The sequence below is a fragment of the uncultured Tateyamaria sp. genome, from assembly GCF_947496075.1.
Classification (GTDB): domain Bacteria; phylum Pseudomonadota; class Alphaproteobacteria; order Rhodobacterales; family Rhodobacteraceae; genus Tateyamaria.
Genome location: NZ_CANMBJ010000007.1, coordinates 33,707 through 48,898, shown reverse-complemented (window position 1 = coordinate 48,898; position 15,192 = coordinate 33,707). Strand labels below are relative to the sequence as shown.

Below are 15,192 nucleotides of genomic sequence, written 5' to 3'. Positions count from 1 at the left end.
GTTCAAAGACCTTTCTTACCGGTTACAGCCTTGACAACGACGGGCAACAGGGACAGTGCCGCCAGGCCAAGGATAGGCAACAGGACATGCGGTTCAAATATGATGCCAAAATTCGGCGTCTCTCCGCGAGCGAACACTTCGCCCAGACCGGCCCCGACCGATGTGTATACGACTGATCCCGGGATGATGCCTAGAAAGGTGGAGATGACATAGCGGTGCAGCGGTACCTGCATGAAAGCCGGGATCAGGTTGGCAACAAAGAACGGAACGACCGGCACCAAACGGATCACAAACAGCATGGACCACTGGTTTTCATCAATGCCGTCCTTGATCTTTTTGATGGTCCCTTTGGACGCTTCCATGCGTTGACCCAAGGTTTCTCCGAAGCCGTGGCGCGCCGCCAGAAAGATGATCGACGCTCCAATTGTGGCCGCCGTCACAGTGAATATCGATCCAAAGACCGTCCCAAAAAGAAAACCGCCCGTCAGTGTCGCGATACTTGCACCGGGCAGTGAAAACCCCACAATCAGGATATAGATCGCAACATACACCAACGCCGTCATCAGGTAGTTGCCGTCGCGAAACGCAATCAGCGCCTCACGATTGTCTGCTAGGGTCTGAAAGCTAAGGTAGTCGCGCAAAGTAAAGGCGCCAATCGCAGCAACGATCAGAATGCCGATCAGCGGGAGGTTCCGCATCAGGCTGGATTTGCGTGGTTGGCTCGTGTCGGTCATACCAATTCCTCTGAGGCGCTCTTTGCCTTGCGCCATGCGTTGCGGTGGTTGTGACCTGAAAATGCGCCCGTCGCACCTGTCAAAACAGGGTGTTCACGGCCCGTTGAACGGATATGTCCAATTCCGTGAGGTTTTTTGCCGCTCTTGTGCGTCATTGAAACATAGATCGGCCTGCCCGGACCCTTTTGTTGCAATGATGACGAAATTAGGTGTCCAAAGGGTTTACTTGCCCCCCTCGCCGCTTTAGAGGACGGGCTTCGAATACAGCCCCTCCCGAATCCGCGGGACCCGAGGGCCAACAGACCCGGAGCCAATGCGATGAAACGCACCTACCAACCTTCGAACCTCGTGCGCAAGCGGCGCCACGGTTTCCGTGCCCGCATGGCGACCAAAGCTGGCCGCAAAATCCTCAACGCCCGCCGCGCCCGCGGTCGGAAGTCGCTGAGCGCATAAAGCACGCACCCGAAAGGGATGATCATGACCCCGCCGGAGGCCTTTTCGCCCAGCTTTGACGCTGGCGAAGATATGCCGCCGGCGGGGCCATTGCGTTTGGAGACAATGAAAAAGCGGGCAGATTTTCTGCGCGCTGCCCGAGCCAAGCGCGTCGTGATGCCCGGCTTTATTCTTCAGGTGCGCCCGCGGCATGACGATGGCCCAATCCGAATTGGCTTCACGTGCTCAAAGAAGGTTGGCAATGCGATCGCGCGGAACAGGGCCAAACGCCGCTTGCGCGAAGTGGCGCGGCACGTGCTCAGCAACCGGGGGGCACCTGCAACAGACTATGTGTTTGTTGGACGCGCCACAGAAACAGCCACACGACCTTTTGCTGCGCTTATCGACGACTGCAATGCAGCAGTGGACAAGCTGCAATGAGCCCCCTTGCCTTTTGCGTCTCCCTACCCGTCCGTGCCTATCGCCTGCTCTTTTCCCCGTGGGTTGGCTTCAATTGCCGCTACCAGCCTACGTGCAGCGCCTATGCAATGGAAGCGTTGGAAAAACATGGCGCGATCAAAGGAACCTGGATGGCAGCGCGGCGCATCGGGCGGTGCCATCCCTGGGGCGGCGACGGTTACGATCCGGTGCCAGAACGGGACGATCCGTAGGAAAGTGGCCGCTCCGCTGTCCTGGGGGGCGAGGCGGGAGCGGCCTATTTTCCGCCGCGCAATTCGCAGCGGGGTATACACGCCACAAGTTTTGATCTTGAGCGCATCAGTTAGATAGTAACGCCCAGAATGAGTTCCAATACTGTCACTGCTTTTCGAAGGTGATGATGACATCGCCGATGTCGATTCCTGCGCGCTTCATGTACGCACGGTTCAACAAGCGGTCCTCACTCAACAGCCACATCCAGTCATCAAATGTCACACGCAGCGTACCATTCGGAACGGGCAGATCAATCGTGTACTGCCAGTTGAAGGTATCGCCCTTCTCTTGCCCCGTCGCCGTTCCAATCACACCCGGTGCGGTGCCTTCCCAACTGTCCGGTCCTGTTTTTCGCAGCGTCCAAACACGCTGTTCGGTGCTGTTGTCTTCATAGACAAAATCCTCGACCAGAGTGAGCGTCTGTCCATCCCAAGTCCCGTTGATTTCAACAGTGAATCGACGGCGAACAGTGCCGAGAACATCTTGAAACTGGCCGTATGCAGTGACGCGCCCATCAAAGAACTCTTCAAGGTTCAGCTTCCGCTCAGACAAAGCCGCATCATCTATCGACGGCTTACCAGTACAGGCCCCAAGAACCATCAATCCCAAGGCCAAGATTGCCAAGCGCATGACCACACCCCTTTTACATTTTGATATGGATACGCTGCGCAGGCTCTTTTGGTTCACGGTCTGCTTGGTATATGAGGGCGCAATCGCAGCCCAAAGGTGGCCCTATGCTTGACGACAGCGACGACATTCACCCCCTTTTTGCCGGGGCGCCCGCAACAACCGAATTCAAGAAGCTGCGCAAACGGCTCGTGCGGTACGCGCGCGAGGCGATCGAGCAATACGGCATGATCGAACCGGGTGGCAAATGGCTGGTCTGCCTGTCCGGTGGCAAAGACAGCTACACATTGCTGGCCGTTCTCAACGAACTGAAATGGCGCGGGCTTTTGCCTGTCGAATTGCTGGCCTGCAATCTGGATCAGGGTCAGCCCGGCTTTCCTGCAACTGTCCTTCCGGAGTTTCTGGAGCGCATGCAGGTGCCCCATCGGATCGAGTATCAGGACACTTATTCCATCGTTGTCGACAAAGTACCTCAAGGCCGAACCTTCTGCGCCCTGTGTTCACGGCTGCGGCGTGGCAACCTATATCGCATCGCGCGCGAGGAAGGCTGCACCGCAGTTGTGCTGGGCCATCACCGCGACGACATTCTGGAAACCTTTTTCATGAACTTGTTTCACGGCGGGCGCCTTGCCACGATGCCGCCGAAACTTGTGAATGAAGAGGGGGATTTGTTCGTTTACCGCCCCCTCGCCCACGTTGCCGAGGCAGATTGCGAGAAGTTCGCGAAGGCAATGAACTATCCCATCATCCCCTGCGATCTGTGCGGTAGCCAGGACGGGCTGCAAAGACAGCAAGTCAAACAGATCCTCGACGGCTGGGAAGCCAATAGCCCGGGGCGCCGTCAGGTCATGTTCCGGGCGTTGATGAATGCGCGGCCGTCCCATCTGCTGGATCCCAAGCTTTTTGACTTCGCAGGCCTCTTGCGCAGTTCCGAAAAATTTGAAGAAAAAAACGTGAACATTCCCGACCTGCGTTAAGCGCTGACTTACCCCGTTCTCTTATTGCTTGACCAACGTGCGGCCGACGCCGTGGGTATGAACAAGGGGTCAAACATGCAGTTCCGCACGCCAGACAAGCTGAAATTATTGCGCGAACACGCAACGACGATGCTGACTGGTCCCCAGATGCTTGCATTCCTTCCTGCAATGATGCTGGCGGCATTCTGGATTTGGGGTGAAGTCGCATTGATTGCCGTCGCCATCGCATTGCCGGTTGCGTGGTTTGTCTTCGGCGGGGTCGAGGATCTGTTGCGCAAACGCATTGCCCGAAACCTGCAGCCGGGTCTCGTCTCGCAGGATGACTTTGCCGACAAGGTCGATGTGATGCGTGCAGACGCGCCACGCGCCGACCGGAACAGCGCCATCTTCTCGATTGAGCTGGACGACCACACCGCCCTCAGCGAACGGTTCGAACCTGCTGCAACGGACCGTATCCTGAAAGCGGTGGCAGACCGCCTGGTCGCCACTATGAGAGATACAGACATAGTCTGTCGCACCGGCGATTTTCGGTTTTCTCTCTGCCTTGGCGCGGTGCAGCATCTCGATCTGGAAAGCTGTATCCAGATGTGCAGCCGCTACCAGCAGGCCATTGAAGAGCCGATCGCCATCGATGGCACCACGATCTATGTGTCCGTCAGTATCGGCTTCTGCCTGCTGAACCGTGCGCCAGGTGCTACAGGACATGACTGGAGCAATGGTGCGCTCGCGGCCCTGACCGAAGCACAGCGCCGCGGCCCATCTTCCGTGCGCGCCTACTCGACCGAATTGCACTCGCGCCTCAAAAGCCGGGCACATTTGCGCGACGAAGTGGCCGCAGCATTGGAACAAGGGCACATCCAGCCCTGGTTTCAGCCACAAATCTCCACGGATACCGGGAAGGTCGCCGGGTTCGAAGCGCTGGCCCGCTGGATACACCCAGACAAGGGCGCAATTTCTCCAGCTGAATTCCTGCCCGCAATCGAAGATGCAGGGTTATTGGAACGTTTGGCTGAGATCATGATTTATCACAGCTTCACGGCGCTTAAGGCATGGGACTCTGCAGGTCTGAATGTCCCTCACGTTGGGGTTAACTTCAGCGGCTCGGAACTCAACAATCCAAAGCTGGTGGACAAAGTGCGTTGGGAACTCGACCGCTTCGACCTGACACCGGACCGGCTTACGGTCGAGATTCTCGAAACCGTGGTCACAGACAATACGAACGACACGATAACGCGCAACATCAACGCATTAACGAAACTCGGGTGCCGGGTCGATCTGGACGACTTTGGTACAGGTCACGCGTCCATTTCATCCATTCGCCGTTTTGGCGTGGGACGGATCAAGATTGACCGCTCCTTCGTCATGAAGGCTGATCGCGATCCGGAACAACAAAGGATGATCAGTGCCGTTCTGACCATGGCAGAACGCCTGAACATCGAAACGCTGGCTGAAGGTGTTGAAACGGTTGGCGAACACGCCCTTCTGGCACAGCTGGGCTGCGACTATGTGCAGGGCTTTGGCATTGCACGCCCAATGCCGTTTGAAAAAACACTGGATTGGGTGCGCGCCCATGAAAGCAAGGTGCAGGATGCGCCGTCCTTGCCCGTTCGCAGGACGAACTGAGGCGCAAACCGAACGCATCGAGCAATGCACGCATAGAGGGTGCTGAGGTCTTGAAGACGTCGGGCCCGCACCACGCTTGCTGCGCCGCGCCATACCCAGCGCCCGAATCCGCTTGACCTTTGGCCCTGCACTCTGTTGAACCCGTGCAACGTTTCAGACAGCAGGTGGCAGTCCCCGATGGACGATCAGAACAAGAACCTCATTCTTGCAACGGCGCTCAGTTTCCTTGTCATTCTTGTATGGTTTGTGCTGTTTCCCCCGCCAGAACCGGAGGTTCCGCTTGATACAGCGGCCCCAACCACGGCACAGGCGGAAGATCCCGGGACAGTGCCAACGGCACCGGCAATAGGCGACGCGGCCGAACCGGCAACGGAAGTCGCGACAGAGACGGCTGACGCCCCGCGCATCGACATCGAAACACCACGTGTCTCGGGCTCTATATCCCTGCTGGGCGGCCGTATCGACGATCTGCGTCTGAAAGACTACCGGACAAGCCTTCAGCCAGATGCCGACATCGTTCGGATGCTGTCGCCTGTTGGCACGGCGGACGCATATTATGCCGTCTATGGCTGGGCACCCGGCGGCGGGCTCAACGCTGACGCAGTACCGGGTCCCAACACAACCTGGGCCCTGGCCGCAGGCGACACGCTGTCCGTTGGTGAACCCGTTACTCTGACATGGAATAACGGGGATGGATTGGTTTTTGAACGGATCATCAGCATCGATGACCAGTACATGTTCGACATCACCCAATCAGTAACAAATACCAGCGGGGCCGCGGTTCGGGTCGCACCCTATGGCATGTTGACCCGGCATGGAGAGCCATCCGATCTCAAGAACTTCTTCATCTTGCACGAAGGTGCAGTGGCCATGGCGGACGGAGAACTTGCGGAAATCGATTGGGATGAAATCCCCGACGCTGACGTGGACCCGTCCTGGGGTCGCCCGGCGATCGTGACCGAAGGCGTGACGGATGGCTGGGTTGGCTTTACCGACCACTACTGGCAGTCGATCCTGATCCCGACAGGCGTTCAAAGCTTTGACCAAGCACTGACCTACGCCCCCCGCAGTGATGTCTACCGGGCTGTTACCCGACTGCCGACGCAGGATGTGGCAAACGGTGCAACTGTGGCAGTTCAAACACAGCTTTTTGCAGGCGCGAAAGAGTGGGAAACCATTCGCGAATACCAGTCCGGTGGTGTCCAGGGGTTCATCGACAGCATCGACTGGGGTTGGTTCTTTTTCCTGACCAAGCCGATCTTCTGGCTGCTGCACGAGTTGAACAAACTGATCGGCAACATGGGCTGGGCAATCATCGGCCTGACCCTGATCATCAAGGCCGTTTTGGTTCCGCTTGCATATAAATCGTACGTTTCGATGGCGAAGATGAAAGAACTTCAGCCGCAAATGGAGAAACTGAAAGAACAGGCCGGCGACGACAAGCAGAAACTTCAGCAAGGGATGATGGAACTGTACAAGAAGGAAAAGGTAAACCCGGCCGCTGGTTGCCTGCCGATCCTTTTACAAATCCCGATCTTCTTCTCGCTTTACAAAGTGATCTTCGTCACGATCGAATTGCGGCATGCGCCCTTCTTTGGACCATTCCAGGACCTCAGCGCACCTGACCCGACGTCTATCATCAACCTGTTTGGCCTGCTGCCCAACGCAGCACCCGATCCCAACAGCCTGATGGCCCTGGTCTTTATCGGCATCCTGCCGCTTCTACTGGGTATTTCGATGTGGCTACAACAGAAGCTGAATCCGGCACCCACCGACCCCACCCAACAGATGATCTTTGCGTGGATGCCGTGGGTCTTTATGTTCATGCTGGGCAGCTTTGCCAGCGGGCTGGTTGTGTACTGGATCGCCAACAACGTGATCACCTTCACCCAGCAATATTTGATCATGCGCAGTCAGGGGTACAAACCCGATCTGCTGAGCAACATCACCGGCAGCTTCAAGAAGAAAGCAGCCGAGGAACCCAAGAAGTGACAGGCACGCTCGCCCATATTTGGCGGCATCCGATCAAGGGGATCGGTTGCGAGGCCTGTGAGCAGGTCGACCTGACCCCGGAAGAGGCAGTTGTTGGTGATCGGGCCTGGGCACTTCTGAATGCCGAGGCCGAGGACACGGATGATTGGCAACCACGACGCAACTTCTTGCAGGTTGCGTCCGGTCCTGCCTTGGCCGCGGTGGGTGCTGCCAGCACACCGACGGGCGTGGTCCTGACCCATCCCTCTCGCGACCCACTTGATTTTGCCCCATCCACCGAGCCCGCTGCGCTTGGTGCTTGGATCGGGGATTTGTGGCCCGACAACCGGCCCGGTCCCGCAAGGCTGGTCAAGGCTCCACAGCAGGGTATGACAGACGTGCCCTTTGCCTCAGTCTCGATCGGAAACCTGTCTTCGCTGCGCGCCCTCAGTCAGAAGGCTGGCATGCATGTTGATATGAGGCGGTTCCGGATCAATCTATGGCTGGACGACCTGGCGCCATGGGAAGAGATTGACCTGCTTGCAGGCGATATCACCCTCGGGGGTGCAACACTGTCTCCGGTTGAGCCAATTGAACGGTGCAGGGCACCGGACGCCAATCCGCAAACAGGCGCACGGGATATCAGCATGCTGCGCGCGCTTGAAGATGGCTGGAACACACGAAACTTTGGTGTCTATTTCAAGGTCAAGTCGGGCGGAACCGTAGCAATCGGCGACCAATTGTCATGACAGCCCTGCCCTTCCCCATCGCCGAAGAACCGGATCCGCAAACTGCCGAGCGTGGCCGGCTTCTGTTCGCAGGCGAAACAGAGTTTGTTAAAGGCGTCGTAGCCATGTCCGGCCTGCCCCCTGCAGATCGGATGGAAGTGTGCTTTGCCGGGCGGTCAAATGTCGGAAAATCCTCGTTGATCAACGCCTTGACGGGTCGTAAAGGGTTGGCACGTGCGTCAAACACACCCGGTCGCACGCAGGAAATCAACTACTTCACGGCGGGGGATGACCACTATTTGGTCGACCTTCCCGGCTATGGCTATGCGAACGCCCCCCTACCGGTGGTCGAGAAATGGCAACGCCTGCTGAAACAATACCTGTCAGGTCGCCAGACCCTGCGCCGTGCCTTTGTCCTGATCGATGCACGGCATGGGATCAAGAAGGTGGACGAAGAAATTCTGAAACTGCTGGATACATCCGCCGTCACGTTTCAATGCGTGCTGACCAAAACGGACAAGGTCAAAGCCAAGGACAGGGATGCCGTTCTGGCGCAGGTCCGAGCTGCCCTGTCAAAACACCCCGCCGCCTTCCCTGAAATCGTACTGACCAGCAGCGAAAAGGGCGACGGTATTGCATCCCTGCGCGCCATCATCGCAACGCTCGTCTGACGCAGACGATTTTTCGTACGAAAAATCTTGGCCCCGCTCCACGGCTGGGGCAAGACAGAAAACAGCGCAATCATCATAGACCCAAGATGAAGACCCAAGATATGAACCGCGACTGGATCGCCACTGCCCGCACCCTCAGCCAGGCGTTGCCTTACATGCAGCGCTACACCGGGGCCACTGTCGTCATCAAGCTCGGTGGTCACGCCATGGGTTCGGACGAGGCGATGGAAAGCTTCGCCAATGACGTGGTTTTGATGCGGCAAGTGGGTGTAAACCCCGTGATCGTGCACGGTGGCGGGCCGATGATCAACAACATGCTCAAGCGTCTCGATATTCAATCGGAGTTCGTGAACGGCAAGCGTGTGACAGACGCCGCGACCATGGAAGTGGTCGAGATGGTGCTGTCCGGGGTCGTCAACAAGCGCATCGTACAAGCCATTAACCGCGCGGGCGGCAAGGCCGTGGGTCTGTCGGGCAAGGATGCGAACCTGATCAGCTGCGACCAGACGGATGCGGCTCTCGGCCTTGTTGGCACGCCCGCGCAGATGGACCCGACGATCCTGTCGACGCTGTTCGAACAGTCAATGATACCGGTGATCGCGCCTCTTGGCTCCGGCCAAGGCGGAGAGACCTTCAATATAAACGGTGACACGGCCGCAGGCGCTATCGCGGGTGCGCTCAAGGCGGACCGCCTCTTGCTGCTGACCGATGTATCCGGCGTTAAGAATGCGGATGGTGAGGTTGTCACCGAACTTACCGCCGACCAGATCCGTGACCTGACAGCGGATGGCACCATCGCGGGTGGCATGATCCCAAAGACGGAAACCGCGCTCGACGCCATTGCCAGCGGCGTACGCGCCGTCGTTATCCTCGATGGACGCGCCCCGAATGCCTGCCTGCTTGAGCTTTTTACGGACCACGGTGCCGGGTCCATCATCCGCCCCCGCTGACGCAAACGTGTCTGCACGCCGCATTGCGCAACGGCAACCCGGCGGTAGATATGGGGCATGGAAAACGAAACGCTCATTCGCTTTGGTGTCTTCCTCGGTCTGTTTACGCTCTTTGCATTGACCGAAGCCGTGCTGCCGCGCCGGGCACGCACTCAAAGCCGGTCGCGGCGCTGGGTCACCAACTGGGGCATCACTATCGCGAATACGCTGTTCATCCGCGTTATGGCGTTCGTACTGCCAGTGCTGGCTGTTGGCGCGGCGGTTGATGCGGCCAACCAGGGGTGGGGATTGTTCAATGCCCTTTCCCTGCCCACTTGGATCGAGGTTGTCGCGGCTATCCTGATCCTCGACTTCATCATCTGGGCCCAGCATCTCATCACACACAAGGTTCCGCTTTTGTGGCGCCTGCACCGGGTGCACCACGCCGATGTGGACATGGACGTGACCACGGCCATCCGCTTTCATCCCATTGAGATCGGCCTGTCCATGCTGATCAAGATTGGCGCTGTATATCTGCTTGGCCCCGCTGCCGCCGCGGTGATCCTGTTCGAGATCATCCTGAACGGCACTGCCATGTTCAATCATGCCAACATCCGCCTGCCCCTGTGGCTCGACGCCATCGTCCGGCGCTTGCTTGTGACGCCAGACATGCATCGTGTGCACCATTCCGTGCACCGGCATGAACATGACAGCAATTATGGTTTTTCGCTGTCGATCTGGGATCGCATGTTCGGCACCTATATTGCCCAACCCGAAGCCGGGCATGACGACATGCAAGTGGGCCTGGAATGGCAAGATGACCGCCCCTCGAGGCTTGGTTGGTCCCTGTCCTTGCCCTTTGCCCGGAAATGATCCTCAAGGCTGTTTCAGCCGCAGTTGACCCACATGGCTTGATGGTCATGGGGCACACGTCGAACAAGGTTCTCGTCGGCACAGACGCGCATTGGTGGTCTGTCTTCACCCAAAGCACCGAGTATATCGACGCGGCCGAAAACCCCGTCGACACCTGGTCCAAACGCGTTCTGAACGGGATAGCAGACTGTCTTGCGGCAACAGCGCATTTTCCATCCGACGGGCCACCCTATGCCCCCTTCATAGCGTGGGCATTGGACACGGGGCGCTTCTGGCAAAGCCCAACAGGCATGATGATCCATGACCGCGCCGGTCTGATGATTTCGATCCGGGGGGCACTGGAATTCACGCATGCATTCAAAGATGCATCCGAAGGGTCGCGTCCTTGCGATGCATGCACAGATCGCCCCTGTGTTACGGCCTGCCCGGTGGGTGCATTATCTGCCGAAACGGCCTATGATGTGCCTGCCTGTAAGGCGTATCTTGATACGCCTGCCGGTGTTCAATGCATGACCCGGGGCTGCCATGTGCGGCGGGCTTGCCCGGTCAGTCAGAGCTTTGACCGGTCCGATGCCCAAACCGCGTTTCACATGAAAGCCTTTCACCGATGACCCGCACTCTGATCTTGATGCGCCATGCCAAATCAAGCTGGGATCATCCTGCATTGATGGATCACGACCGGCCATTGAACGCGCGGGGCAAGGCCTCTGCACGGGCCATGGGCGATTGGTTGCGGCGGAAGGACCATGTCCCCCAAGCGGCTGTCAGCTCGACCAGTGAGCGGACCGGACAGACCTTTCTGGGGTTGGCGTTTGATATACCGGTGAAGTTTTCGCGCGCCCTGTATCATGCCGGGGCCGAGACAATGATGGCGGTGCTGAAAGAGCAAACGGAACAGGCCGTTCTAGTGCTGGGCCACAACCCCGGCATTGCCGATTTCGCGGAACGGGTGGTGGAGCAACCGCCGGAACACCCGCGCTTTCTGGACTACCCGACCTGTGCAACCGCCATCATCCGCTTTGACGTGGACGGCTGGGCCGAGATTGATTGGCGTGTCGGGCAAGTGGTCGACTTTGCTGTGCCACGTGAGGTGATGGCGGGGTGAGTCGCCCCACGCATTCACCTTGTTTTCATGGAGATTGACGGCTTGAGACAGGGTGTCACCCCCCGTGCAGCATCCGTACACCCCCTGTACACCCCCACCGGGCGGATGTTGGGCGGTTAACGCAACGCACGGTGATCTCGAATGTTTCCGAAATCACCTTAGAACCTCTGATCGAAAATATCCCGAGAGCGCGTAAGCGCGGCAGGGTATTTTCGGTTCCAGACTTTCGGAAACATCCAAAGGCCGCCTGACGGCGACGCGATGCAGTTTTTGATGGGGCTTTGCCCCAAACCCCAAGGTATTTTTAGCCAGAAGAAGGAAGTTGGTTATGCCTCATAACCATCGTCTAGGCTGAGGTCAGGCCGCTCCAGGTTTGCCCGGGCGGCCTTGTAAGGCGGGGGTGTCCCCCGCCCCGCTTGATCAGTGGCCGAGAATCTGGCTGAGGAACAGCTGGGTCCGGGGACTCTGCGGGTTGTTGAAGAACTCTTCGGGTTCGTTCTGTTCCACGATCTGCCCTTCGTCCATGAAGATCACCCGGTTCGCCACCTGACGGGCAAAGCCCATCTCGTGCGTCACGCAGAGCATGGTCATGCCCTCTTCGGCCAGCTCGACCATGGTGTCGAGCACCTCTTTGATCATCTCCGGATCGAGCGCCGAGGTTGGTTCGTCGAACAGCATGATCCTTGGACGCATGCAGAGCGAGCGGGCAATCGCCACGCGCTGCTGCTGACCACCAGACAACTGACCGGGATACTTGTCGGCCTGATCGGGGATTTTCACCTTTTCCAGGAAGTGCATCGCGATCTCTTCGGCTTCCTTCTTGGGCGTTTTGCGCACCCAGATCGGGGCCAACGTGCAGTTTTCAAGGATCGACAGGTGCGGGAACAGGTTGAAGTGCTGGAAGCACATGCCAACCTCGGACCGGATCTTGTCGATATTCTTGACGTCCGAGGACAGCACGGTGCCGTCCACGGTGATCGTACCCTGCTGATGTTCCTCGAGCGCGTTGATGCAGCGGATCAGGGTGGATTTACCAGAGCCCGAAGGCCCGGCGATCACGATCCGTTCGCCTTGATACACCGTCAGGTCGATGTCGCGCAGCACGTGGAATGTCCCGTACCACTTGTTCATCTTGTCGATTGAAATCGCGACTTCGTTTGAGACGTTCATTGCAACTTGTTCAGTCATATCAGCCACTCCTTAGCGGTGATCGGTCGCAAGCTGGCGTTCCAGCCACTGCGAGTATTGAGAGATGCCGTAGCAGACGACAAAGAAGAGAAGCGAGGCAAAGCCCAGAAGTTCCCAATAGACCCCGTTCCATTCGGTGGAGGCGAGGATGGGACCGCGGATCATGCCCAACAGGTCAAACATCGAGATGACCGAGACCAGCACGGTGTCCTTGAACAGACCCACCGCCACGTTCACGATGCCCGGAATCGAGATCTTGAGCGCCTGTGGCAGGATGATCAGCCGCATGGCCTGGGGGTAGTCGAGGCCGAGGCTGTCCGCCGCTTCGTACTGGCCGCGTGGCAGGGCGGCGAGGCCACCCCGGATCACTTCGGCGATGTAGGCCGCCGAGAACATCGTGATCATGATCACAACCCGCAGGAATAGGTCGGTCGTTGTGCCCGGCGGGAAGAAGTACGCCAGCATCACGCTTGCCACGAACAGCAGCGTGATCAGCGGCACGCCGCGAATGAACTCGATAAAGACCACGCAGATCCATTTGATCAGCGGCATGTCCGATTGCCGGCCCAGCGCCAGTGCGATGCCCAGAGGCACCGACAGCGACACACAGGTCACGCCCAGCATCATGTTGAGCATGAAGCCCCCCAGATCGCGGCTGGGCACGGTGCTGAGCAACGCGCCTTCGTTCGCGTTTGCAGGGATCAGCATCCCGCCGATGATCCAGACGACAAACGCCGTCGCGATCCCGCCAAAGAAACCGGCGGCAAAGCTGCCCGTCACAAAGCGTTGGTAGACAAAGTAGCCCGCCACGAACCCGACCAGCGCCAGGATCGGAGTGAGGATCGTGCCACCCCAGATCAGGTAGAAGGCGATGAACGGAAAGAGCGCCGTAAACAACAGCAATTGGCGCGGCAATTTGAAGAACAGCACCGGTGCGGCGGCTGCAAAGAACAGCAGGAAGGTCAACGCTGGGCGCCAGTACTGATCCGCCGGGTATTTGAACCCGAACAGCAGCTGGTTCCACCGCTCGGTCAGGACCGAGAAGCAGCCGCCCGACACGCCGTTCAGCGCTTCGCGGCATTCTGCCAGGCTGGACGTGCCCCAGACGCCATTGGCGATCCACGGCAGTGTGTTGGCGAGGATCAGGTAGATGAAATAGAATGCGGCAATCGTCAGCAGACTATAGAGCGGTGTCGAGAACAGGTTGTCCTTGGCCCATTTGACAGGTCCCGTTGCCGACGCTGGCGGTGGTGAAGGTGGCACTTGTTCGGTGCGCACAAAGGCAGCAGATGTATCTGACATGGCTCAGCGCTCCTTCAACTTAACGGAATTGTTGTAGACGTTCATGATCGCCGAGATGCACAGCGAGATCGTGAGATAGAACAGCATCAGCAGCAGAACGCATTCGATGGCACGCCCGGTCTGGTTCAGGGTGATCCCACCCAGTGTGGCCGTGACATCGGCGTAGCCCACGGCGATGGCCAGCGATGAGTTCTTGGTGATGTTGAGGTATTGCGAGATGAGCGGCGGGATGATGACCCGCAGCGCCTGTGGCAGCACCACAAGGTTCATGATCCGGCCCTGGCGCAGACCCAGCGCGCCTGCGGCTTCAGACTGCCCTTTGGAAATGGCCTGAATACCCGCTCGGACATTTTCCGCGATGAAGGCGCCTGTATAGATCGACAAAGCGAACCACAGGGCGATCAGCGGTCCACCGACCTTGATCCCACCGGAAAAGTTGAAGCCCTTGAGCACCGGATAATCGAGCCCGATCGGCATGCCCATGATGAAATAGACCAGCAGCGTTGGCACAAACAGAATGGCCAGGCTGGGCCAACCCATGGGCAGCAAACGGCCCGTATCGTAGAGCAGTTTGGTGGCATAGCGGCGATAGGCAATCACGCCAACGATTGACAGCAGGAACGTGGCCACAACCAAAAGTGATCCTGCGCCCCACACGGGTGCGGGGATGTAAACGCCGCGGTTGGTAAAGGCGATGGCATCGAACACCATGCTTGCCGCCGGTTCGTCCCCGCGGAACGCCCTTGGCCCCGGCAGGACCGCGATCATGATGGTGAAGATGATGATGATCCAGATCAGCACAGGGATGTTCCGGAAGATCTCCACGTAGAAGGACATCAGCTTGCTGACCAGCCAGTTGTTGGACAGGCGCAGAACCCCGGCGATCACGCCAAAGATGGTAGCCGTCACACAGGCCAGAAAGGCCACAAGCAGCGTGTTCAGGATGCCCACCAGTGCGGCGCGCGCATTGGTCGACTGGCTGCTGTAGTCAATCAGAGTTTGGTTTATGTCATAGCCCGCTGGGGTGCCCAGAAATTGATAGGAAATGTTCAAACCCGCGGCAGCCAGATTGCTGAACAGGTTGCTCATCAAAAAGGCGGCAGACGCGATCAGTACGATCAGGGCAATGAATTGGAATGTGTATGATCTGTACCGCGTGTCGTTCAAAAGCATCGACAGGCGGAACGACTCCTGTGGAGGGTCGGTCATCGTTGTCATGAGGTTTTCCCCGTGGTTCCGGCCTTGTTTTTTGCGCGTCAGTGACGCGGGGCCGGGTTTTCATAACTGTCTGCATTTTCAGGCAGCTGCGCCGCTGTTTTCA

Annotated in this window: 17 protein-coding genes; 12 read left to right on the top strand and 5 right to left on the bottom strand. The window is 58.1% G+C overall.

The window, feature by feature from the left end:
• Positions 1–2 precede the first annotated feature (2 nt).
• Positions 3–734 carry a TVP38/TMEM64 family protein gene (locus tag Q1A51_RS23005; protein ID WP_299606084.1) on the bottom strand — a complete coding sequence of 244 codons (732 nt, stop codon included), beginning with the start codon at positions 732–734 and terminating at the stop codon, positions 3–5.
• Between the two features lie 318 nt (positions 735–1,052).
• Here Q1A51_RS23005 and rpmH point away from each other — a divergent pair, with 318 nt between their 5' ends.
• Genes rpmH through yidD form a run of 3 tightly spaced genes read left to right on the top strand, consistent with a single transcriptional unit; the run spans position 1,053 to position 1,837 of the window.
• Positions 1,053–1,187, top strand: a complete 135-nt coding sequence (rpmH, locus tag Q1A51_RS23000) for a 50S ribosomal protein L34 (RefSeq protein ID WP_005980833.1) — start codon at positions 1,053–1,055, stop codon at positions 1,185–1,187.
• Positions 1,188–1,211: 24 nt separating this feature from the next.
• Positions 1,212–1,607, top strand: coding sequence for a ribonuclease P protein component (gene rnpA, locus Q1A51_RS22995; protein ID WP_299606082.1), 396 nt, complete (start codon positions 1,212–1,214; stop codon positions 1,605–1,607).
• Positions 1,604–1,837: a membrane protein insertion efficiency factor YidD gene (gene yidD, locus Q1A51_RS22990; RefSeq protein WP_299210951.1), complete on the top strand. Its 234-nt coding sequence runs from the start codon at positions 1,604–1,606 to the stop codon at positions 1,835–1,837. Before rnpA ends, yidD begins: the two co-directional genes overlap by 4 nt.
• 145 nt (positions 1,838–1,982) lie before the next feature.
• On the opposite strand, the gene Q1A51_RS22985 is transcribed toward yidD, so the two are convergent.
• Entirely contained in the window at positions 1,983–2,507 is a 525-nt protein-coding gene (locus Q1A51_RS22985) for a DUF3833 domain-containing protein (protein WP_299606079.1), read from the bottom strand.
• Positions 2,508–2,611: 104 nt separating this feature from the next.
• Between Q1A51_RS22985 and ttcA the strand changes: the two genes are divergently transcribed.
• From ttcA to Q1A51_RS22940, 9 genes are all read left to right on the top strand, one after another.
• Positions 2,612–3,481 (top strand): tRNA 2-thiocytidine(32) synthetase TtcA, encoded by an 870-nt coding sequence (gene ttcA / locus Q1A51_RS22980; protein ID WP_299210946.1) that lies wholly within the window; start codon positions 2,612–2,614, stop codon positions 3,479–3,481.
• Between the two features lie 57 nt (positions 3,482–3,538).
• Complete coding sequence (locus Q1A51_RS22975; RefSeq protein ID WP_366141886.1) at positions 3,539–5,104, top strand: bifunctional diguanylate cyclase/phosphodiesterase; 1,566 nt, start codon at positions 3,539–3,541, stop codon at positions 5,102–5,104.
• A 177-nt stretch (positions 5,105–5,281) separates the two neighbouring features.
• Positions 5,282–7,096, top strand: coding sequence for a membrane protein insertase YidC (gene yidC / locus Q1A51_RS22970; RefSeq protein WP_299606076.1), 1,815 nt, complete (start codon positions 5,282–5,284; stop codon positions 7,094–7,096).
• The gene (locus tag Q1A51_RS22965) at positions 7,093–7,824 is read left to right on the top strand and encodes an MOSC domain-containing protein (RefSeq protein ID WP_299606073.1); all 732 of its coding nucleotides are present in this window, start codon (positions 7,093–7,095) and stop codon (positions 7,822–7,824) included. The genes yidC and Q1A51_RS22965 overlap by 4 nt, the downstream gene beginning before the upstream one ends.
• The gene (yihA, locus tag Q1A51_RS22960) at positions 7,821–8,474 is read left to right on the top strand and encodes a ribosome biogenesis GTP-binding protein YihA/YsxC (protein WP_299606070.1); all 654 of its coding nucleotides are present in this window, start codon (positions 7,821–7,823) and stop codon (positions 8,472–8,474) included. Before Q1A51_RS22965 ends, yihA begins: the two co-directional genes overlap by 4 nt.
• 86 nt (positions 8,475–8,560) lie before the next feature.
• Complete coding sequence (gene argB / locus Q1A51_RS22955; RefSeq protein WP_299606068.1) at positions 8,561–9,424, top strand: acetylglutamate kinase; 864 nt, start codon at positions 8,561–8,563, stop codon at positions 9,422–9,424.
• A gap of 57 nt (positions 9,425–9,481) precedes the next feature.
• On the top strand, positions 9,482–10,276 hold the full coding sequence (locus Q1A51_RS22950; protein ID WP_299606066.1) for a sterol desaturase family protein: 795 nt from the start codon (positions 9,482–9,484) through the stop codon (positions 10,274–10,276).
• Positions 10,273–10,887 carry a ferredoxin gene (locus tag Q1A51_RS22945; protein WP_299606064.1) on the top strand — a complete coding sequence of 205 codons (615 nt, stop codon included), beginning with the start codon at positions 10,273–10,275 and terminating at the stop codon, positions 10,885–10,887. The genes Q1A51_RS22950 and Q1A51_RS22945 overlap by 4 nt, the downstream gene beginning before the upstream one ends.
• Positions 10,884–11,381, top strand: a complete 498-nt coding sequence (locus tag Q1A51_RS22940) for a histidine phosphatase family protein (protein WP_299606061.1) — start codon at positions 10,884–10,886, stop codon at positions 11,379–11,381. Before Q1A51_RS22945 ends, Q1A51_RS22940 begins: the two co-directional genes overlap by 4 nt.
• 420 nt (positions 11,382–11,801) lie before the next feature.
• Here Q1A51_RS22940 and Q1A51_RS22935 read toward each other — a convergent pair whose 3' ends face one another.
• Genes Q1A51_RS22935 through Q1A51_RS22925 form a run of 3 tightly spaced genes read right to left on the bottom strand, consistent with a single transcriptional unit; the run spans position 11,802 to position 15,089 of the window.
• Positions 11,802–12,569: an amino acid ABC transporter ATP-binding protein gene (locus Q1A51_RS22935; RefSeq protein WP_299210922.1), complete on the bottom strand. Its 768-nt coding sequence runs from the start codon at positions 12,567–12,569 to the stop codon at positions 11,802–11,804.
• 12 nt (positions 12,570–12,581) lie between these two features.
• Positions 12,582–13,871, bottom strand: a complete 1,290-nt coding sequence (locus tag Q1A51_RS22930) for an amino acid ABC transporter permease (RefSeq protein ID WP_299606058.1) — start codon at positions 13,869–13,871, stop codon at positions 12,582–12,584.
• A gap of 3 nt (positions 13,872–13,874) precedes the next feature.
• Positions 13,875–15,089, bottom strand: a complete 1,215-nt coding sequence (locus Q1A51_RS22925; RefSeq protein WP_299210916.1) for an ABC transporter permease subunit — start codon at positions 15,087–15,089, stop codon at positions 13,875–13,877.
• Positions 15,090–15,192: the final 103 nt, after the last annotated feature.